This window comes from Pseudomonas orientalis, assembly GCF_001439815.1.
GTDB classification, from domain to species: domain Bacteria; phylum Pseudomonadota; class Gammaproteobacteria; order Pseudomonadales; family Pseudomonadaceae; genus Aquipseudomonas; species Aquipseudomonas orientalis.
Map to the genome: position 1 here is coordinate 96,525 of NZ_JYLM01000009.1, position 14,463 is coordinate 110,987.

Below are 14,463 nucleotides of genomic sequence, written 5' to 3' on the forward strand. Positions count from 1 at the left end.
CAAGCCCCCTCCCACATTTATTAATTCTGTGCGATCCGTATTAACCGTTTGTCTTCTATATAGCTCCATCAACTTGAATTTCTTGCTATAAACGCACTCCGATAACCGTTCGCCAAGCCCGTCCTGGTGCTTTTGGGGGTTGATCGGGAAAAAATGCCTGTCATTTCAGTTGCTGCGCCTTCAAGTCGGCCTTAGACTGCCGCCCCTCGTAAATTGAGTGCCGGGTGGCGCTTGGAATGGATGGCGCCTTTCCGAGACCTGCAGAGGTCGACCGGAACGCTCCCTTATTCGCCTTAATGCACGTATTTTTATAGAGAAATCAATGACAAAGGAAAAGTTGCTGGCCATGCCGGCGGATGACTACATGAATGCCGAACAGCACGCTTTTTTCGAGAAGTTGCTGCAAGACATGAAAGTGGAACACCACGAGCGCATTGAACAGAACCGTATCGCCATTGAAAGCCTGGACACCCCGGCCGACCCGGCGGACGCCGCTTCCGTGGAAGAAGAGCGCACCTGGCTGGTCAATGCCATCGACCGCGACCAGCGCATGTTGCCGCAACTGGAACGTGCCTTGGAACGCATCAAGGAAGATTCCTTTGGCTGGTGTGATGACAGCGGCGAGCCTATTGGCCTCAAGCGCCTGCTGATCAGCCCGACCACCAAATACTGCATCGAAGCGCAAGAGCGCCACGAGCAGATCGACAAGCATCAGCGTCAAGCCTGACGCGGTGCATGGGGGGCCGCATGCTCGGCTCCCCGGAGAGATTTCCGTTACACCCTGGTTATTGATCTACTGCAAGCACCTGTACTAAAGGCCCATGGATAATGGCCCGATAGTGGCGTTTAATGCAGACACAATAACGACAAGCAGCGGGGTAACGACAATGGCTGGAGACGGATCTCTGATGGGCGCAGCAGTACCACCGCACACGGTGGCGCGGGTGCCGCCCGGCTGGCTGATACCGCTCGCGCAGAGTACCGCCCTGGTGCTGCTTCTGCTGGGCCTGGCGTTTGCCCGCTTGCCGATTTACCTGTGCCTGCCGCTGGCCTTGCTGGTGATCTGGCTACCCCGCCTTAAACGTCCCACGCCTTCGGTGGCCCACGCCGAGCCCGGCGACGCGATTGGCGAGCTGACCCGCGACCTGTCCCATACCACCAGCCATAATGCACTCTCTGCCGCGGGCGTGGCCTATTCGGTCAGGCAACTGGCGGCGCGCCTGCAATCGCAGTTGAGCGCTTCACAGCAAATCGTCAGCAGCGCGCAGGTGATGATCGGCACCGAACAGGTCACTGCCCAGCTCAGCCGCCAGGCCCTGGGCGCGTCCAGCCAGGCCCATCAGCGCAGTAATGAGGGCCGTCAAGTACTGGTGCAGTCGATCACCCGCATGCATCAACTCAGCCAGCGTGCCGATGCCAGCCGTACGTTGATCGAAGCCTTGAGCCAGCGCAGCGAGGACATTCAGCGCGTGACGCTGGTGATCCAGTCCATCGCCAGCCAGACCAACCTGCTGGCACTGAACGCGGCGATTGAAGCGGCGCGCGCCGGAGAGCACGGGCGCGGGTTTGCCGTGGTCGCCGATGAAGTGCGCGGCCTCGCCGGACGCACCGCCACGGCCACGGATGAAGTCGGGGGGATGGTCGCCGATATCCAGCAGCGCACGGCCCAGGTGGTCGAGCAGATTCGCCAGTTGTCGGCCGACCTGCACACCGGTGTCGAGCAAGTGGAAAATGCCGGCGAACACCTGGCAAGCATCGCCGGCCTGGCGGCGGATGTGGAACAGCAGGTCAGTGAGATCGCCCAGGGCACCGACACCAACCGCAGCCAACTCGACAGCCTGTTCCACGCCGTGGAGCAGATGCGCAGCGACCTTGCGGTCAGCGATCAGCAAACCCGCCAGCTCGCCGACGCCGCCGTGCAGATGGAAGGGCAGGCGGAAACCATCAGCGAGCGCCTGGCGCAAGTCGGCCTGGATGACTATCACCAGCGCATCTACGATCTGGCTCGCGAAGGCGCCCGGCGTATTGGCGAACAGTTCGAGGCGGATGTGCTGCACAGTCGGATCAGCCTCGAGGATCTGTTTGATCGCAGCTACACGCTGATCCCCAATACCCATCCGAGCAAATATAAAACGCGCTTTGACGCCTACACCGACCAGGTATTGCCCGCTATCCAGGAGGCGCTGTTGCCGCGCCATGAAGGCTTGGTGTTTGCCATCGCCTGTACCCCGCAGGGCTACGTGCCGACGCATAACAAAGCGTTTTCCCACGCATTGACCGGTGATGCCCAGGTGGACGCGGTGCAGAACCGCACCAAGCGCAAATTCGACGACCGTACAGGCTTGCGATGCGGTAGCCATCAACAAGCCCTGTTGCTGCAGACCTACACGCGCGATACCGGCGAGTTGATGCACGACCTGTCGGTACCGATCATGGTCCAGGGACGGCATTGGGGTGGCCTGCGCCTGGGCTACAAGCCGCAGGGCGCCAGGCCCCAATAGCTGCAAGCGCGCTCCTGCGGGCGGAGCGGGCCTGCTGTCAGGGCGGTTGAATCAGGCGACGGGAGACTCGTGCAGCAGGGCGTTGAGGTCATCGACCGCAGGGGCCCATTCGGCATCGACATGCAATTGTTCCCTGAGGAAACTCGCCTGTTGCTCGCTCCAGAACGGCGCGTCGATGAGTTTCACGTCATCCGGCAGACGGTGCTCAGCGGTGAAGCGTTCGATGCCTTCCTGAGTGGAATCCAGGCCTAGCTGGTCGAAGAGGGTTTCAAGTGTCGGGGTGGTGGTGTCCATCATATTCTCCATGCGGGCTGATCATCGGTATGCATGTGAGGGATAGGGAACGCCAGAGTTCTATCGGATTGTCACGAAGTAAGCGCGCCGGAGTCCACGGCGGCTTTGAGGGCCTTGGCGGCTTCTTTTGCTGCAATGGCGGCAGCGTCGACGGTTTTGAACCAGCGGTCTTTTTCGACCTGATGCGTTGTGACTGTGGTCAACGGCGGTTTGGCCCGCATGATGATGACTGCTTGAAACTCACCGTCCACTTCCCTGGCATCGCCATGGATAAAAAATTCGCCAATATCAAATTCCGTCACGTATAGCCTTCCCTTCGCGGTAACTGCACTGATGAAACCTGACCCGCAGGGGGCAAACTTCAATGGACGGGTCAGTATGGCAGTTGTTGAAGGGCCGCTGTGCAGTAAAGTGTGCAGTACAGTCAGCCAGCTGACGAAACGAGCGTGCCGTGCAGGCGCTGCAGGTTGGCTTCCAACGCTCTGGCCAGTGCACAGGCCTTGGTGTGATCGCTGCGAAAGCCTTTTATCCTGCCGCTGGTCACTTCCTGGATATGAAAAAAGTTTCTTCCGGCCGGCACCACCCGATAAAGCACGGAATGGGAGTACCCATCGGGTGCAGGTAAGCAGTAGTATTGGTGTTCGTCTGGACATGATGAACGAGTGTGAAAAGACGCAGTATCGTGTTGACGTCGTTGCATGCTCAGCTCCTGTCGATCGACCGGTTTGATATAAGCGCCACGTTTCGGCTGGTTTTGTCCTGTGTTGCTGTTTTAGTATTGTCGTCGGCAGCACGCGCCTGGTTCCATGGCCGGGTATTTTCTTTTGTGATGCGTGTCGGAAAATTGTGTTTTTAATCGGGTTATTCTCTGAAGTTGTTCGACCCGTATTCTCGGGTCGTTGAACCTGTGATTTGCTGTGTTACCGGATGACCTTGCACAAAGGGCACCGCGCCCGTCTGTACGAGTCTTAGGGTTATCTTCAGGTTTTAAAGAATATGTGATCGTGCCGTAATGGCCGTTTTTTTGTGCTGCCCGCTTACGCGGTCAGTGCTTTATCGATGTGGGGGCGTTTCCTTGGCAGTCAGTAATCTGGATATGCACGCGTTGTTCGTGCTGGGTGATTTGCGCGCAAAATTGGTCAAGCAGTTTCAATCTCGTTTTGTCTACGTTACCGAACAAACCCCGGAAGGTATCTACATCGCCGAGATCGACACCGAAGCGGCGTTGGTCGTGGACGACAAGCCACGCCTGGAACTCAAGGTAGGCGATCATTTTCGCGCGGCGGTATTGCCCAGTCGCGAAGGTGGCAAGTTCGAACTCAAGTTCCGCGATATCAAGTTGACCGTGTATGGCCTGGGCGACTACGCCTTTGTGTCTTCGGCCGAAGGCGAGGGCATTGTGTTCAAGGAAGGCCACAGCGTGATGCTGGTATTTGCCGCCCACGAACAACTGCAGGAAGGCCTGACCAAAACCCTCAAGGCCGTCACCGGCAAAGCCGCCAAGTGGCGCAAGGGCGAACTGGTGACGTTCAAGGCCAGTGAGTAAGCGCCAATACGGCGAACTTCGTTTATCTCCCGGAACCTCTACTACAGTTGAGTTGACTTAACTACTGAAGAGGCTTCGCGCATAGCAGCAAAGCCGTCCGCTGATGGCTGCGATATCGCGAGGTGCGAAGCAATGAAAGGATTGAGAACGCTGTTGGCTGCATCGCTGACGAGCCTGGGTCTGGCCATGGCGTCAGTGCCGCTATCGGCGGCCCAGGCGCCGGTGCACTTTGCCGACCTGAACTGGGAAAGCGGCAGCCTGATCACCGAGGTGCTGCGGTTCATTGTCGAGAAGGGCTACGACTTGCCCACCGACACCTTGCCCGGGACCACGATCACCCTGGAAACCGCCCTGGCCAAGAACGACATTCAGGTGATCGGTGAAGAGTGGGCCGGCCGCAGCCCGGTCTGGGTCAAGGCCGAGGCGCAAGGCAAAGTGGTGGGCCTGGGCGATACGGTCAAGGGCGCCACCGAGGGCTGGTGGGTGCCGGAATACGTGGTCAAGGGTGATCCGGCCAGAAATATCAAGCCGCTGGCCCCTGACTTGAAAAGCGTGGAAGACCTGGCGCGCTACAAGGATGTGTTCAAGGACCCGGAATCACCGGGCAAGGGGCGCTTTCTCAATAGCCCCATCGGCTGGACCTCGGAAGTGGTCAACAAGCAAAAGCTCAAGGCCTACGGCCTGGACGACAGCTACGTGAACTTTCGCAGCGGCTCGGGGGCGGCACTGGATGCCGAGATTGCATCTTCGATACGCCGGGGCAAGCCTGTGCTGTTCTATTACTGGTCACCGACGCCGTTGATGGGCCGCTACAAGTTGATTCAACTGCAAGAGCCGCCGTTCGACGCCGAGGCCTGGAAGACGCTGACGGATGCGGACAATCCTGATCCCAAGCCGACGCGGTCGCTGGCGTCGAAGTTGAGCATCGGGGTGTCCACGCCGTTTCAGAAAGCGCATCCGCAGATTACGCAGTTCTTTGAGAAGGTCGAGTTTCCTATCGAGCCGCTTAACGAGGCCTTGGCGTCGATGAGCGAACATCACACGCCACCCCGGGATGTCGCCCAGGCGTTCCTCAAGGCCCATCCCGAGGTGTGGAAGGCGTGGTTGACGGAGGATGTGGCACGCAAGGTTGAGTCGGCCCTTGAGTGATCGACAGTATCGCTAGTTGATGGAGATCAAAATGTGGGAGAGGGCTTGCTCCCGTGGCGGCCTATAGCTATCTGACTGATGCCCCGCGTTCCAAATGTGGGAATGTGGGAGGGGGCTTGCCCCCGATGGCGGCCTGACAGCCGACCAGGATGTTGGATCAGATCGAGTACATATCCATTATTTAGGTCACGGCCACTTAGGGTTCCGCCCTTACGGCGGCTCACTTTTGAAAAGCCGGAATGCCGGCCCAGTCAAAAGTAAGCAAAACGCTCTTGCCCCACCACTCGGCACCTCGCTTGGGCTCGGTGTGCCCGAACGCAGGCTTGAATCCGTGGGCCGCCGCAATGGGCCATCCATGGCCCAATGCGGCTAACCCGGCGTCCTGCCGGGTTGCCCACGGATTCAAGCCTGCGTTCGGCCAGCGTGGTTTAACGGGGCGCCTGAGATCAAGATCAAGATCAAGAGCGACTCGCTTCGCATCGTGGTTACCGTTGGCTGCTACGGTCTGGAAAGTTGTGTAGATACCTATGCGATAGCAGGCAGCCGGACAGCGATGTGTAAGCTGACACACTGCAATCGGGGGCAAGCCCCCTCCCACATTGTTTGTATTCCATAGTTAGAATCGGGTTTGTACGGCTACCTCGAACGTTCGCGGCGAGCCGAGGTAATACGCCGGTGACACGTGGGCGAACTCGGCATACACCTCATTGGTCAGGTTGCGCACCCGGCCGGTTATCGAGGTATGGGAGTCCACCTTGTAGCGCAAGAAACTGCCAAACACTGTGTAGGCCGGCACTGTCTGGGTGTTGGCATTGTCGGCGTACACCTGGGCCACGTAACGCGCGTCCACACCGCCTTGCCAGTCCTCGGAAAAGTCATAGGTCAGCCATAGGTTGCCCACGCGTCTGGGTACGTTGGTCGGCGTATTGCCTTTACGCGACACCACCGCACCGCTGGCGGTTTTTTCGTTGAAATCGTCGTATTGTGCGTCCACCCAGGCGACGTTGCCTTCAGCCAGCAAGCTGGGCGTCAGGCGCAGCGAACTGGCCAGCTCGATGCCCCTGGATGACTGCGCACCCACGGGAATGCTGCGAGTCGGGTCCTGTGGGTCGGTCACCGCAAAGTCCTTGCGCTCGATCTTGTAGACGGCGAGGGTGGCGGCGCCACGACCGTCGAGGTAGTCGAACTTGCTGCCTATTTCCCATTGCTTGCCGGTCGATACGTCGAACACTTGCGTCGTGGTGCTCGGCTGTTCGGCGGCGGTGCTGTATTGCACGTAGACGTTGGCCGATGGCATGAACTGATAGGTCAAACCCACGCGTCCGGTCACCGGCTCCCAACTGCGCTTCAAATGCCGGGGGTTGGAGGCTGTCACCGCTCTATGGTTGGTGACGTCCAGGTCGATGGCGTCATAACGCAGGCCGGTCAGCAGCGACAACGTGTCGGTCAAGCCCAGGCGGTTTTCCACGAACAGCGCCTTTGTGGTCACTGCGCTGGTCTTGTCTTTGGTAAAACCAGGCCGGGTGCCGGGGATGTCATAAAAGTGGCCTGGGTTATAGCCGTTCGGGTCCACCGTACTGTTGCCCGGCACGTTCAACGGGCTGTTGGTGGTGCTGTTGACCTTGTATTCGAAGCCTGCGGACCAGGTGGTGGCCAGGCCGAAGACAGCGTCCTCATGGCGCAGCTCGAACTGGTTGCCGTTCTGCCCGCCCTGATGCCGCACTTGATAGGCGGTGGAGCGGTTCACCGCGCTGTTGTCGGCGTTGTACTGGTAGGTCTCCAGGTTGCGATAATCGCGCTGGCTGTCGAGGTGGTAGAGGGTGTTTTTCAGCGTGGTGCTGTCGTTGATCCGGTAATCGATGATCGAGCGTGCCCACACCGTGCGCTGTTCATAGCGACCGTCCGCGACGTTGTAGTTGTTGAAGCGGTTGTGCCGGTCGATCTTCAATTCACCGGCCTTGGGATTGAGCACCGGGGTGCCCCAGTAGGGACTGTCTTCGTGCTCGTCCTGATATTCCAGGGCCAGGGTATGGGACAGGTTCGGGGTCAGGTCGCTGAGCAGGGAAAACGCCACGCTCCAGGCTTCGCGCTGGTCACGGTCGATATAGCTGTGCTGGGTGTTGCGGCTCACATCCAGGCGTGCGTAATGCTGCACCTCGGCGCCCGGCTCGGTGAGCGCATGGTTGAAGCCCAACGCCAGGCCGGCGGTGTCATGGCTGCCATAGGTCAACTGGCCTTCGATGGCTTGTTCCTCCCGGCTGGCCAGTTTGGTCACGTAGTTCAGCGAACCGCCCACGGAGCCTGCGCCATTGATCAGGGAGGAGGGGCCGCCGACCAGTTCGACACGGTCGTAGATCCACGCATCCACCGGCCGCGCCAAGCCGGTGGCGACGCTGATACCGTTGAACATCTGGGTGATCTGGCTGCTGGTGAACCCGCGGTAGGAGACGAACCCCCCAAAGCCCGGTGGTGCGCTGGCGTTGACGCCGGGCAAGGTATTGGCCGCATCGCGAAAGGTCCGGGCGCCATGGCGCTCGATATCGTTGCGCGTGGCGATGGCCACCGACGCCGGGGTTTCGCGCACAGTCAATCCCAGTCGCGACGCCATGCCGCTGGGTTGATCCAGGGCCAGGCCGGGATCAAGGCTTTGCTCGCCTTCAATGGTGGTCGGGGCCAGCTCGAGGGCTGGAGCGCAAACAGGCAGGCAGCCGAACAGGCCCGCCAGCAAGGGTAAAAGTTTCATGGTTGAATCCTGAAAACGTGGCGTGAAAACAACGCACGACCGCGCGTATTTCCTGATGGAAACAGGGGTCAGTGCAGAGGGACAGCGCAGGGATCAGGCAGAGGCGGGCGGCGCGCGCGGGTTGGCGGTGGGCCAGTTGAGGCGGGCGGGGATATCAGCGGCGAGGACCACGGACGCAGGCGGGGCGTGCGGTTGCGGCAGCACCGCTACATTCAGGTGACTGTTGAGCGCGGGGCCCATACCGCCGGTGGAGCACAGCGGGCAACCGAAGGCCTTGGCCAGGGTTGGCAGGCCCTCATCGGTAGAGTTCGATTGCACGGGCGCCTGGGTGCGCGGGTCGACCGTACAGAACTGACCGCTGATGCCGTTGAGCTGCATCCCGACCATCTGCCCGTGTCCGATGCTGCAGGCGAACACATTGAACAGGACGCAGCCATACAGCATCCAGGCAATGAGTGAGCGGTCGGTGCGGGCAAGTTTCATGGGGCGGCACTTTACCATCAGCCGCCGATTAAATACCTGCAAAAACTATCAGGGCGTCTATGCTCATCCCCACCTTTTCTGGGGAGCGTCCGCCATGAGCTTCGCCGTTGCGCGCTGGATCGTCGGGATTTTCACCTGCATCAGCGTGGTGCATTTGTACTGGGCCGCCGGCGGCAAACTCGGCAGCCTGGCCGCCATTCCACAATTGCCTGGCGAATTCGCCGGCGGGCCAAGGCCAGCCTTCAAGCCCTCGGCGCTGGGTACCTTCCTGGTGGCGATGGGGTTGGTGGCGATTGCGCTGCTGGTCTGCCTGCGCGCAGGTCTGTATTTTTCGCCGGTATCCCATGGGGCGCTGCAATGGGGAATCAGCGCGATTGCCGTGGTGATGTTTGCCAGGGCGATTGGGGATTCGGAACTGGTGGGTTTTTTCAAGAAGGTGGTGGGTTCAAGGTTCGCCCGGCTTGATACCTACTTTTATTCGCCGCTGTGCCTCGTGTTGGGCGCCGGCTTACTGATAGTGGCGTGGGCATGAGATAAGGCAATCTGATGGCCCCTTTGTAACAAAATTCTCGCCAGAATCGCTTTTATTTTCAGGTGGTTAGGTGAGAAAGCCCATGCGCACTGTTGGAATCATGCTGGTTGCTTGTTCACTGGCCGGCGGCGCGGCAGCCGTGCAGGCCCGGGAGTTGCGCGAGGGCGACAAATATATGTGCAGTTGGGGCGCCGGCACCGCCGCCAGGGCTCAGGAACTCAAGCTTTCGGGTGTGTCGCTGTACGCCGCTCGGCAAAAGATCCAGACCCTCAAATTCAATAAATCGTGGATGCGCATGATGGCCATGGGCATCACCGAACAAACCTATGACAGCCGCTCACGGCTCAAGCCCGAGGTGATTCGCCAGAGTTTCTACCAGGATTGCCTGCGCTACAAAGTGGCGCGCAAATAAGCGCCATTCGCAGGTTCCTGCGGGGCGGTTTACAAATCCACGACAAATGCCGTGTATGTATTTGCATACAATCACCCCCTTGATCGGGAGGCGTGTATGCATGTGCTTATTCGAGCGGCGACCGTCGATGACGTCGACACGCTCATAACAATCCGTACGTCCGTTGTGCAAAACCACCTGAGTGTCGAACAGATGGCTGACCTTGGGATCACGCCGCAGGTACTGATCGACGCCCTGCGCACAGCCCGGTGCGCATGGGTCGCTGAAGTAGACGGCCAGGCGTCCGCCTTCTCGATGGTCGATCTGGAGGCGGGCGAGGTGTTCGCGATGTTCGTGTTGCCCACTCACGAGAACCTGGGACTGGGCCGGCGGTTGATGGCCGAGGCCGAGGCCGCATTGTTCGAGCATCACGACCGTGTGTACCTTGTCACCGATGGCCGTGATGGGATCCGCGCCAACGGGTTCTATCAGCGTCTGGGCTGGCTGAAGGCTGGCGGCGCAGACGGTGACGACGTTCGCTACGAAAAGCGCAGGGCGCGTTAATTCATGAGCGCTTCGGTCCCCGAGTCATCCAATAGCTTGCGCAATTTCGTGGTGGGCGTGCTGGGCGTCGCGGCGCTGCTGGGTTTCTATTTCGTACAACTCAACGCCGAGGCCGATCGCCAGCGTGAAGCCGCCGCCGAGCAGTTGACGTTGTGCCTTCATCTAAAGCGGGTCGCCGGTGCAGCCGCTTCAACCCCTTCAACCCCTGTCGAACTTGGCGCGGCGTGCAGGCAATTGAACATCGAGTTTTTGAAAAGTGTGAAAGTGGAATAAGTAATAACCTTTATTTATAAGTGGGTAAGTTCGGTACAGGAGCGCTAACTTGCACCAAAAAGTGGCGTCGGTAGCCCGCTTACCTTAAAAAACATGTGGTTATTGAACGACTTACGACGGTTTAATCCGACGAAAGGAATAAAATAATCTTGTGAGCCGATTTTTCAGTCGCTACTATACCCGGGCGTTCACCTCCCACGGTTTATGCATTTTTAAATCCCAAGTTTCCATCAGCTACTTGGGATTTTTTTTGCCCGGAATTTGATCTTCGTACCAACGTGTCGGCAAAACTCGCCGGGCAAACCGCCGTCTCAGAGGCGGCGCAGAAAGGACTTGACGATGTGCCGTGTGGCGTCAGTGGTGTCCAATTCGTCGAGTGCGCCGTAGGCGTACCACTGACATTCAACGATTTCGTTGCACGGCCGTGCCTCGTCGACATTCACCACCGAGGCCTCGAACACATGGTGCAGGGTGTCGCGGGCCTTCAGCTCCTGCAGATACAGCAAGCCGTCCACGTTCAACCCTGTCTCTTCTTCCAGCTCGCGTTCCGCCGCGCCCACCGGGCGTTCACCGCGCTCTACCTTGCCGCCCGGCAATGCCCACTTTGATCTGGCCTTGCGCACGAAGAGGATGTGCCCTTCGTGTTCGCAGATGACGGTGGCCCGTATTTTCATAGTCTGTACCTGTCACGGGATGCTTGTCATAAAAGTGTAATGCAATTGTCATGCTAAGTGGTTATGGCGCGCTGGGGCCTGTATGTGGATACTGCCCGATTGACGTAAATGAACGAGGAGAGCAGATGAGCACCGTACGTTGGGGCATGATCGGCTGTGGCAGTGTGACCGAATTGAAGAGTGGACCGGCTTTCTACAAAGCGCCAGGTTCGGCCCTGGTGGCCGTGATGGGACGTCGCGAAGAAGCCGTGCGCGATTATGCGACACGCCACGGCATTGCCCGCTTCTACACGGATGCCCAAGCCCTGATCGATGACCCCGAGGTGGACGCGGTGTACATCGCAACGCCACCCGACAGCCACCTCGAATACAGCTTGATGGTGGCGGCGGCAGGCAAGCATTGCTGCGTCGAAAAACCCATGGCGTTGAACGCCGAACAGAGTGCGCTGATGCAACGCACCTTCGAGCGCGCCGGGCTGCACCTGTTCGTCTCCTACTATCGGCGCTCATTACCGCGCTTCCAGCAGGTGCGCACCTGGTTGCAGGAAGGCCGTATCGGCGAGTTGCGTCATCTGACCTGGACCCTGTGCAAGCCTGCGGCGCCGGCCGATACCAACCCGGCTAACTGGCGCACTGATCCGGCCATTGCCGGCGGTGGTTATTTTGCCGACCTGGCCAGCCATGGCTTTGACCTGTTCCAGTACCTGGCGGGGGATATTGTCGAGGTTTCGGGCTTTACCGCACGACAGGCCGGGCGCTATGCGGCGGAGGACGCAGTCACCGCGTGCTGGACCTTCGCCAGCGGCGCATTGGGCATGGGCTGCTGGAACTTTGTTGCAGACCGTCGCGAAGACCGGGTCGAGCTCATCGGCAGCCGTGGGCGCATCACGTTCGCGGTATTCGAAGACCAGCCGTTGCGCCTCGAAGGGGAGGCAACGGAGGTGCTGGAGGTGCCTTGCCACGCGCATATCCAGTGGCACCACGTACTGGCGATGAACGCCCATATCCGTGGCGAGGCCAAACACCCTTCGCTGGCGATCGAGGCGTTGAAGACCGATCGAATCCTGGACAAGGTGCTGCAACGTTACTCCCAGCACCCTTAGTCGTCGCGATAGCGTGATGCTTCACTTTTATTGAGAAGGGTATCGCGATGAAATACTGGATGCTGTTGTGGCTGTTGATTGTTACTGGCGCGACGGCGGCGCCGCGTAGCCAAGGACAGGCGGGGGAATTTGATTTTTATGTGCTGTCGCTGTCATGGTCACCGACGTTCTGCCTGACGCACCCGAACAATGAACAGTGTTCGGGCAAGGGCTACGGCTTCGTATTGCATGGACTGTGGCCACAGTATGCCAAAGGCGGGTGGCCGGCTTCCTGCGCGCCGCAATCGCGGTTGAGCGATGAAGCCATGGAAAAGGGTGCGACGCTGTTCCCCACGCGTGCATTGCTCAAGCACGAGTGGGCTAAACACGGGACCTGCAGCGGGCTAGAACCGCTGGAGTATCTGGAAAAGTCCGATACGGCGCTGGGCGCGGTTGTGATTCCACAACAACTGCAGCCGTTCAATACGCCGCCGTCATTATCGGCCAGTGCAATTGAGGCACTGTTTCGCGACAGCAACCCACGCATGAGCGACCACGGGATGGCTGTCATCTGCAAAGGCCGCGTGTTGTCTGAGGTGCGGGTATGCCTGACCAAGGACCTGGCCTTTGCCGGATGCCCGCGCAGCGTGAAGAGCCAGTGCCGTGGCGGCGATATACGGATCCCGGCGCAACGCTGATTCCGAATGTCTCGCGTCGTTCGAGGGGCATTTTGTTCAATACCTCGATCGCCCCAGTCTTTACCGTGATGCCATCCCTGTCTGGCATCACGAATAAAGGAACTGCAATGAGCTTGATTATTTCCATGGCTGCTTTCGCTCTGGCGACCTCCATTACGCCAGGCCCCGTCAATGTGGTCGCCCTGAGCAGCGGCGCGCGCTTCGGATTCGCTGCCAGCCAGAAGCATGTGCTCGGCGCGGCTGTCGGTTTCACGCTGCTGCTGGTGCTGATCGGCCTGGGTTTGCACGAAGTACTGCTGCGCTGGCCGATCCTGACTCAACTGATCCAGTGGGGCGGGGTCGCATTTTTGTTGTACATGGCCTGGAAACTGGCCGTGGACGATGGCCGCCTGCAGGATGACGGCGCCGCCACTGCGCCATCGATGCTGTATGGCGCGATCATGCAGTGGCTCAACCCCAAAGCCTGGCTGGCCTGTGTAGCGGGGATGGGGCTGTTTGCGGCGGATGGCGAGGCCAGGCAAGTCTGGTTGTTCGCCGGCCTTTACCTGGTGATCTGCTACCTGTCGGTGGCGTGTTGGGCCTACGCCGGAACCTTTCTGCGGCGCTACCTGCACAATCCCAAGGGTGTGAGAGTCTTCAACCGCTCCATGGCCGCGTTGCTGGTGGCCAGTGTGGGTTATTTGCTGATGGCTTGAGCGTTTCGCGGTATTGCCCCGGCGTGGCGGCGAAATGCTGTTTGAACGCACGCTGGAAATGCGCCTGGTCGGCAAACCCGGCGGCCAGGGCCACATCGGCGATCAGCTCGCCATTGCGCAGTTGGGTGCGGGCGAATTGAATGCGGCGGTTGACCAGGAACGCATGGGGCGTCAGCCCGTAATACTGCTTGAAGGCGCGGATCAGGTAGGACGGGGACAGCTCGGCGGCATGGCAAATGTCTTCGAGCTTCAAGGCCTCGGTACAGTGTTCACGGATGTAGTCGGCGGCCCGCTCCAACTTGTGATTGACCTCTCGCACGGGTGTGAGTGAAGGGTTCAGGCGCTGCTGCACGTCGCTGAAGTAGTCCACCAACGCGCTCTGTTTGTGCAACAGTTCGGCCCGCTCATCCACCAATAGCCGGTACAATGCCAGCAAGCCGTTGTACAGCGACGTATCCCGCGTATGGGCCGTGTTGAACGGGCGGTAACCCTGGTCGGTGCTGAAACCGAGTTGATGCTGCAGGTCGGTCAGCCAGGGCGTGTCGAGGTAGAGCATATGGTAGGACCAATGCTCGTTTTCGATGGGATTGCACGCATGCACGTCGCCTGGGTTCATCAACACCACGGTGCCGGCGCTGATCACGAAGGTCTGTTCGCCATAGTGGTAATAGCTGCGCCCGGCGGTGATAGCGCCAATGGAAAAATGCTCATGGGCGTGGCGGGTGTAGGTGACCTTGCGCCCATCGGCAATGGTGCGCGCCTCGATGAACGGCAGACGCTCGTCGCGCCAGAAGCGCGGCGAGTGCGCAGGGTGAGCGGGGCTGTTCAACGACATGGC

General features: G+C 59.6%; 18 protein-coding genes. 11 read left to right on the forward strand and 7 right to left on the reverse strand.

All coding sequences use genetic code 11. The annotated features are described in order from the left end of the window. Positions 1–322 precede the first annotated feature (322 nt). Positions 323–727, forward strand: coding sequence for a TraR/DksA family transcriptional regulator (locus TU82_RS21000; protein ID WP_003191666.1), 405 nt, complete (start codon positions 323–325; stop codon positions 725–727). A gap of 544 nt (positions 728–1,271) precedes the next feature. Further along, entirely contained in the window at positions 1,272–2,501 is a 1,230-nt protein-coding gene (locus tag TU82_RS21005; protein ID WP_428838887.1) for a methyl-accepting chemotaxis protein, read from the forward strand. 51 nt (positions 2,502–2,552) lie between these two features. Here the strand turns inward: TU82_RS21005 and TU82_RS21010 are convergent, their stop codons facing one another. The 3 genes from TU82_RS21010 to TU82_RS28125 form a co-directional block, all read right to left on the reverse strand. Further along, positions 2,553–2,795, reverse strand: coding sequence for a DUF2789 domain-containing protein (locus TU82_RS21010; RefSeq protein WP_057725138.1), 243 nt, complete (start codon positions 2,793–2,795; stop codon positions 2,553–2,555). 71 nt (positions 2,796–2,866) lie between these two features. Further along, positions 2,867–3,097, reverse strand: coding sequence for a hypothetical protein (locus tag TU82_RS21015; RefSeq protein WP_057725139.1), 231 nt, complete (start codon positions 3,095–3,097; stop codon positions 2,867–2,869). 122 nt (positions 3,098–3,219) lie between these two features. Continuing rightward, the gene (locus tag TU82_RS28125) at positions 3,220–3,495 is read right to left on the reverse strand and encodes a hypothetical protein (RefSeq protein WP_082632050.1); all 276 of its coding nucleotides are present in this window, start codon (positions 3,493–3,495) and stop codon (positions 3,220–3,222) included. 375 nt (positions 3,496–3,870) lie between these two features. On the opposite strand from TU82_RS28125, the gene TU82_RS21020 reads away from it, so the two are divergent. Both TU82_RS21020 and TU82_RS21025 read left to right on the forward strand, forming a co-directional pair. Then, the gene (locus TU82_RS21020) at positions 3,871–4,341 is read left to right on the forward strand and encodes a hypothetical protein (RefSeq protein WP_057725140.1); all 471 of its coding nucleotides are present in this window, start codon (positions 3,871–3,873) and stop codon (positions 4,339–4,341) included. Positions 4,342–4,473: 132 nt separating this feature from the next. Continuing rightward, positions 4,474–5,490: an ABC transporter substrate-binding protein gene (locus tag TU82_RS21025; protein WP_057725141.1), complete on the forward strand. Its 1,017-nt coding sequence runs from the start codon at positions 4,474–4,476 to the stop codon at positions 5,488–5,490. Positions 5,491–6,106: 616 nt separating this feature from the next. Here the strand turns inward: TU82_RS21025 and TU82_RS21030 are convergent. Next, on the reverse strand, positions 6,107–8,233 hold the full coding sequence (locus TU82_RS21030; RefSeq protein ID WP_057725142.1) for a TonB-dependent receptor: 2,127 nt from the start codon (positions 8,231–8,233) through the stop codon (positions 6,107–6,109). A gap of 93 nt (positions 8,234–8,326) precedes the next feature. Then, a complete protein-coding gene (locus TU82_RS21035) occupies positions 8,327–8,716 on the reverse strand; it encodes a DUF2946 domain-containing protein (RefSeq protein WP_057725143.1) in 390 nt (129 codons plus the stop codon). A gap of 94 nt (positions 8,717–8,810) precedes the next feature. Between TU82_RS21035 and TU82_RS21040 the strand changes: the two genes are divergently transcribed. From TU82_RS21040 to TU82_RS21055, 4 genes are all read left to right on the forward strand, one after another. Beyond that, complete coding sequence (locus TU82_RS21040; RefSeq protein ID WP_057725144.1) at positions 8,811–9,248, forward strand: DUF3995 domain-containing protein; 438 nt, start codon at positions 8,811–8,813, stop codon at positions 9,246–9,248. A gap of 82 nt (positions 9,249–9,330) precedes the next feature. Beyond that, a complete protein-coding gene (locus TU82_RS21045) occupies positions 9,331–9,660 on the forward strand; it encodes a hypothetical protein (protein WP_057725145.1) in 330 nt (109 codons plus the stop codon). Positions 9,661–9,756: 96 nt separating this feature from the next. Further along, complete coding sequence (locus TU82_RS21050; RefSeq protein WP_057725146.1) at positions 9,757–10,203, forward strand: GNAT family N-acetyltransferase; 447 nt, start codon at positions 9,757–9,759, stop codon at positions 10,201–10,203. Positions 10,204–10,206: 3 nt separating this feature from the next. Then, complete coding sequence (locus TU82_RS21055; RefSeq protein WP_057725147.1) at positions 10,207–10,476, forward strand: hypothetical protein; 270 nt, start codon at positions 10,207–10,209, stop codon at positions 10,474–10,476. A gap of 311 nt (positions 10,477–10,787) precedes the next feature. On the opposite strand, the gene TU82_RS21060 is transcribed toward TU82_RS21055, so the two are convergent. Continuing rightward, a complete protein-coding gene (locus TU82_RS21060; protein ID WP_057725148.1) occupies positions 10,788–11,150 on the reverse strand; it encodes an NUDIX hydrolase in 363 nt (120 codons plus the stop codon). A gap of 125 nt (positions 11,151–11,275) precedes the next feature. Here TU82_RS21060 and TU82_RS21065 point away from each other — a divergent pair, with 125 nt between their 5' ends. From TU82_RS21065 to TU82_RS21075, 3 genes are all read left to right on the forward strand, one after another. Continuing rightward, positions 11,276–12,253 carry a Gfo/Idh/MocA family protein gene (locus TU82_RS21065; protein WP_057725149.1) on the forward strand — a complete coding sequence of 326 codons (978 nt, stop codon included), beginning with the start codon at positions 11,276–11,278 and terminating at the stop codon, positions 12,251–12,253. A gap of 47 nt (positions 12,254–12,300) precedes the next feature. Further along, positions 12,301–12,930, forward strand: coding sequence for a ribonuclease T2 family protein (locus tag TU82_RS21070; RefSeq protein WP_057725150.1), 630 nt, complete (start codon positions 12,301–12,303; stop codon positions 12,928–12,930). A 107-nt stretch (positions 12,931–13,037) separates the two neighbouring features. Next, a complete protein-coding gene (locus tag TU82_RS21075) occupies positions 13,038–13,625 on the forward strand; it encodes a LysE family translocator (protein ID WP_057725151.1) in 588 nt (195 codons plus the stop codon). Here TU82_RS21075 and TU82_RS21080 read toward each other — a convergent pair. Further along, positions 13,567–14,460, reverse strand: a complete 894-nt coding sequence (locus TU82_RS21080) for an AraC family transcriptional regulator (RefSeq protein ID WP_057725152.1) — start codon at positions 14,458–14,460, stop codon at positions 13,567–13,569. The two genes, TU82_RS21075 and TU82_RS21080, sit on opposite strands and share 59 nt — an antisense overlap. Between the last annotated feature and the right edge of the window lie 3 nt (positions 14,461–14,463).

Coding starts and splice junctions, on each gene's coding strand:
- TU82_RS21000 (WP_003191666.1), top strand. CDS start 323: ATGACAAAGGAAAAGTTGCTGGCCATGCCGGCGGATGACTACATGAAT.
- TU82_RS21005 (WP_428838887.1), top strand. CDS start 1,272: ATGATCGGCACCGAACAGGTCACTGCCCAGCTCAGCCGCCAGGCCCTG.
- TU82_RS21010 (WP_057725138.1), bottom strand. CDS start 2,795: ATGGACACCACCACCCCGACACTTGAAACCCTCTTCGACCAGCTAGGC.
- TU82_RS28125 (WP_082632050.1), bottom strand. CDS start 3,495: ATGCAACGACGTCAACACGATACTGCGTCTTTTCACACTCGTTCATCA.
- TU82_RS21025 (WP_057725141.1), top strand. CDS start 4,474: ATGAAAGGATTGAGAACGCTGTTGGCTGCATCGCTGACGAGCCTGGGT.
- TU82_RS21030 (WP_057725142.1), bottom strand. CDS start 8,233: ATGAAACTTTTACCCTTGCTGGCGGGCCTGTTCGGCTGCCTGCCTGTT.
- TU82_RS21035 (WP_057725143.1), bottom strand. CDS start 8,716: ATGAAACTTGCCCGCACCGACCGCTCACTCATTGCCTGGATGCTGTAT.
- TU82_RS21040 (WP_057725144.1), top strand. CDS start 8,811: ATGAGCTTCGCCGTTGCGCGCTGGATCGTCGGGATTTTCACCTGCATC.
- TU82_RS21045 (WP_057725145.1), top strand. CDS start 9,331: ATGCGCACTGTTGGAATCATGCTGGTTGCTTGTTCACTGGCCGGCGGC.
- TU82_RS21050 (WP_057725146.1), top strand. CDS start 9,757: ATGCATGTGCTTATTCGAGCGGCGACCGTCGATGACGTCGACACGCTC.
- TU82_RS21055 (WP_057725147.1), top strand. CDS start 10,207: ATGAGCGCTTCGGTCCCCGAGTCATCCAATAGCTTGCGCAATTTCGTG.
- TU82_RS21060 (WP_057725148.1), bottom strand. CDS start 11,150: ATGAAAATACGGGCCACCGTCATCTGCGAACACGAAGGGCACATCCTC.
- TU82_RS21065 (WP_057725149.1), top strand. CDS start 11,276: ATGAGCACCGTACGTTGGGGCATGATCGGCTGTGGCAGTGTGACCGAA.
- TU82_RS21070 (WP_057725150.1), top strand. CDS start 12,301: ATGAAATACTGGATGCTGTTGTGGCTGTTGATTGTTACTGGCGCGACG.
- TU82_RS21075 (WP_057725151.1), top strand. CDS start 13,038: ATGAGCTTGATTATTTCCATGGCTGCTTTCGCTCTGGCGACCTCCATT.
- TU82_RS21080 (WP_057725152.1), bottom strand. CDS start 14,460: ATGTCGTTGAACAGCCCCGCTCACCCTGCGCACTCGCCGCGCTTCTGG.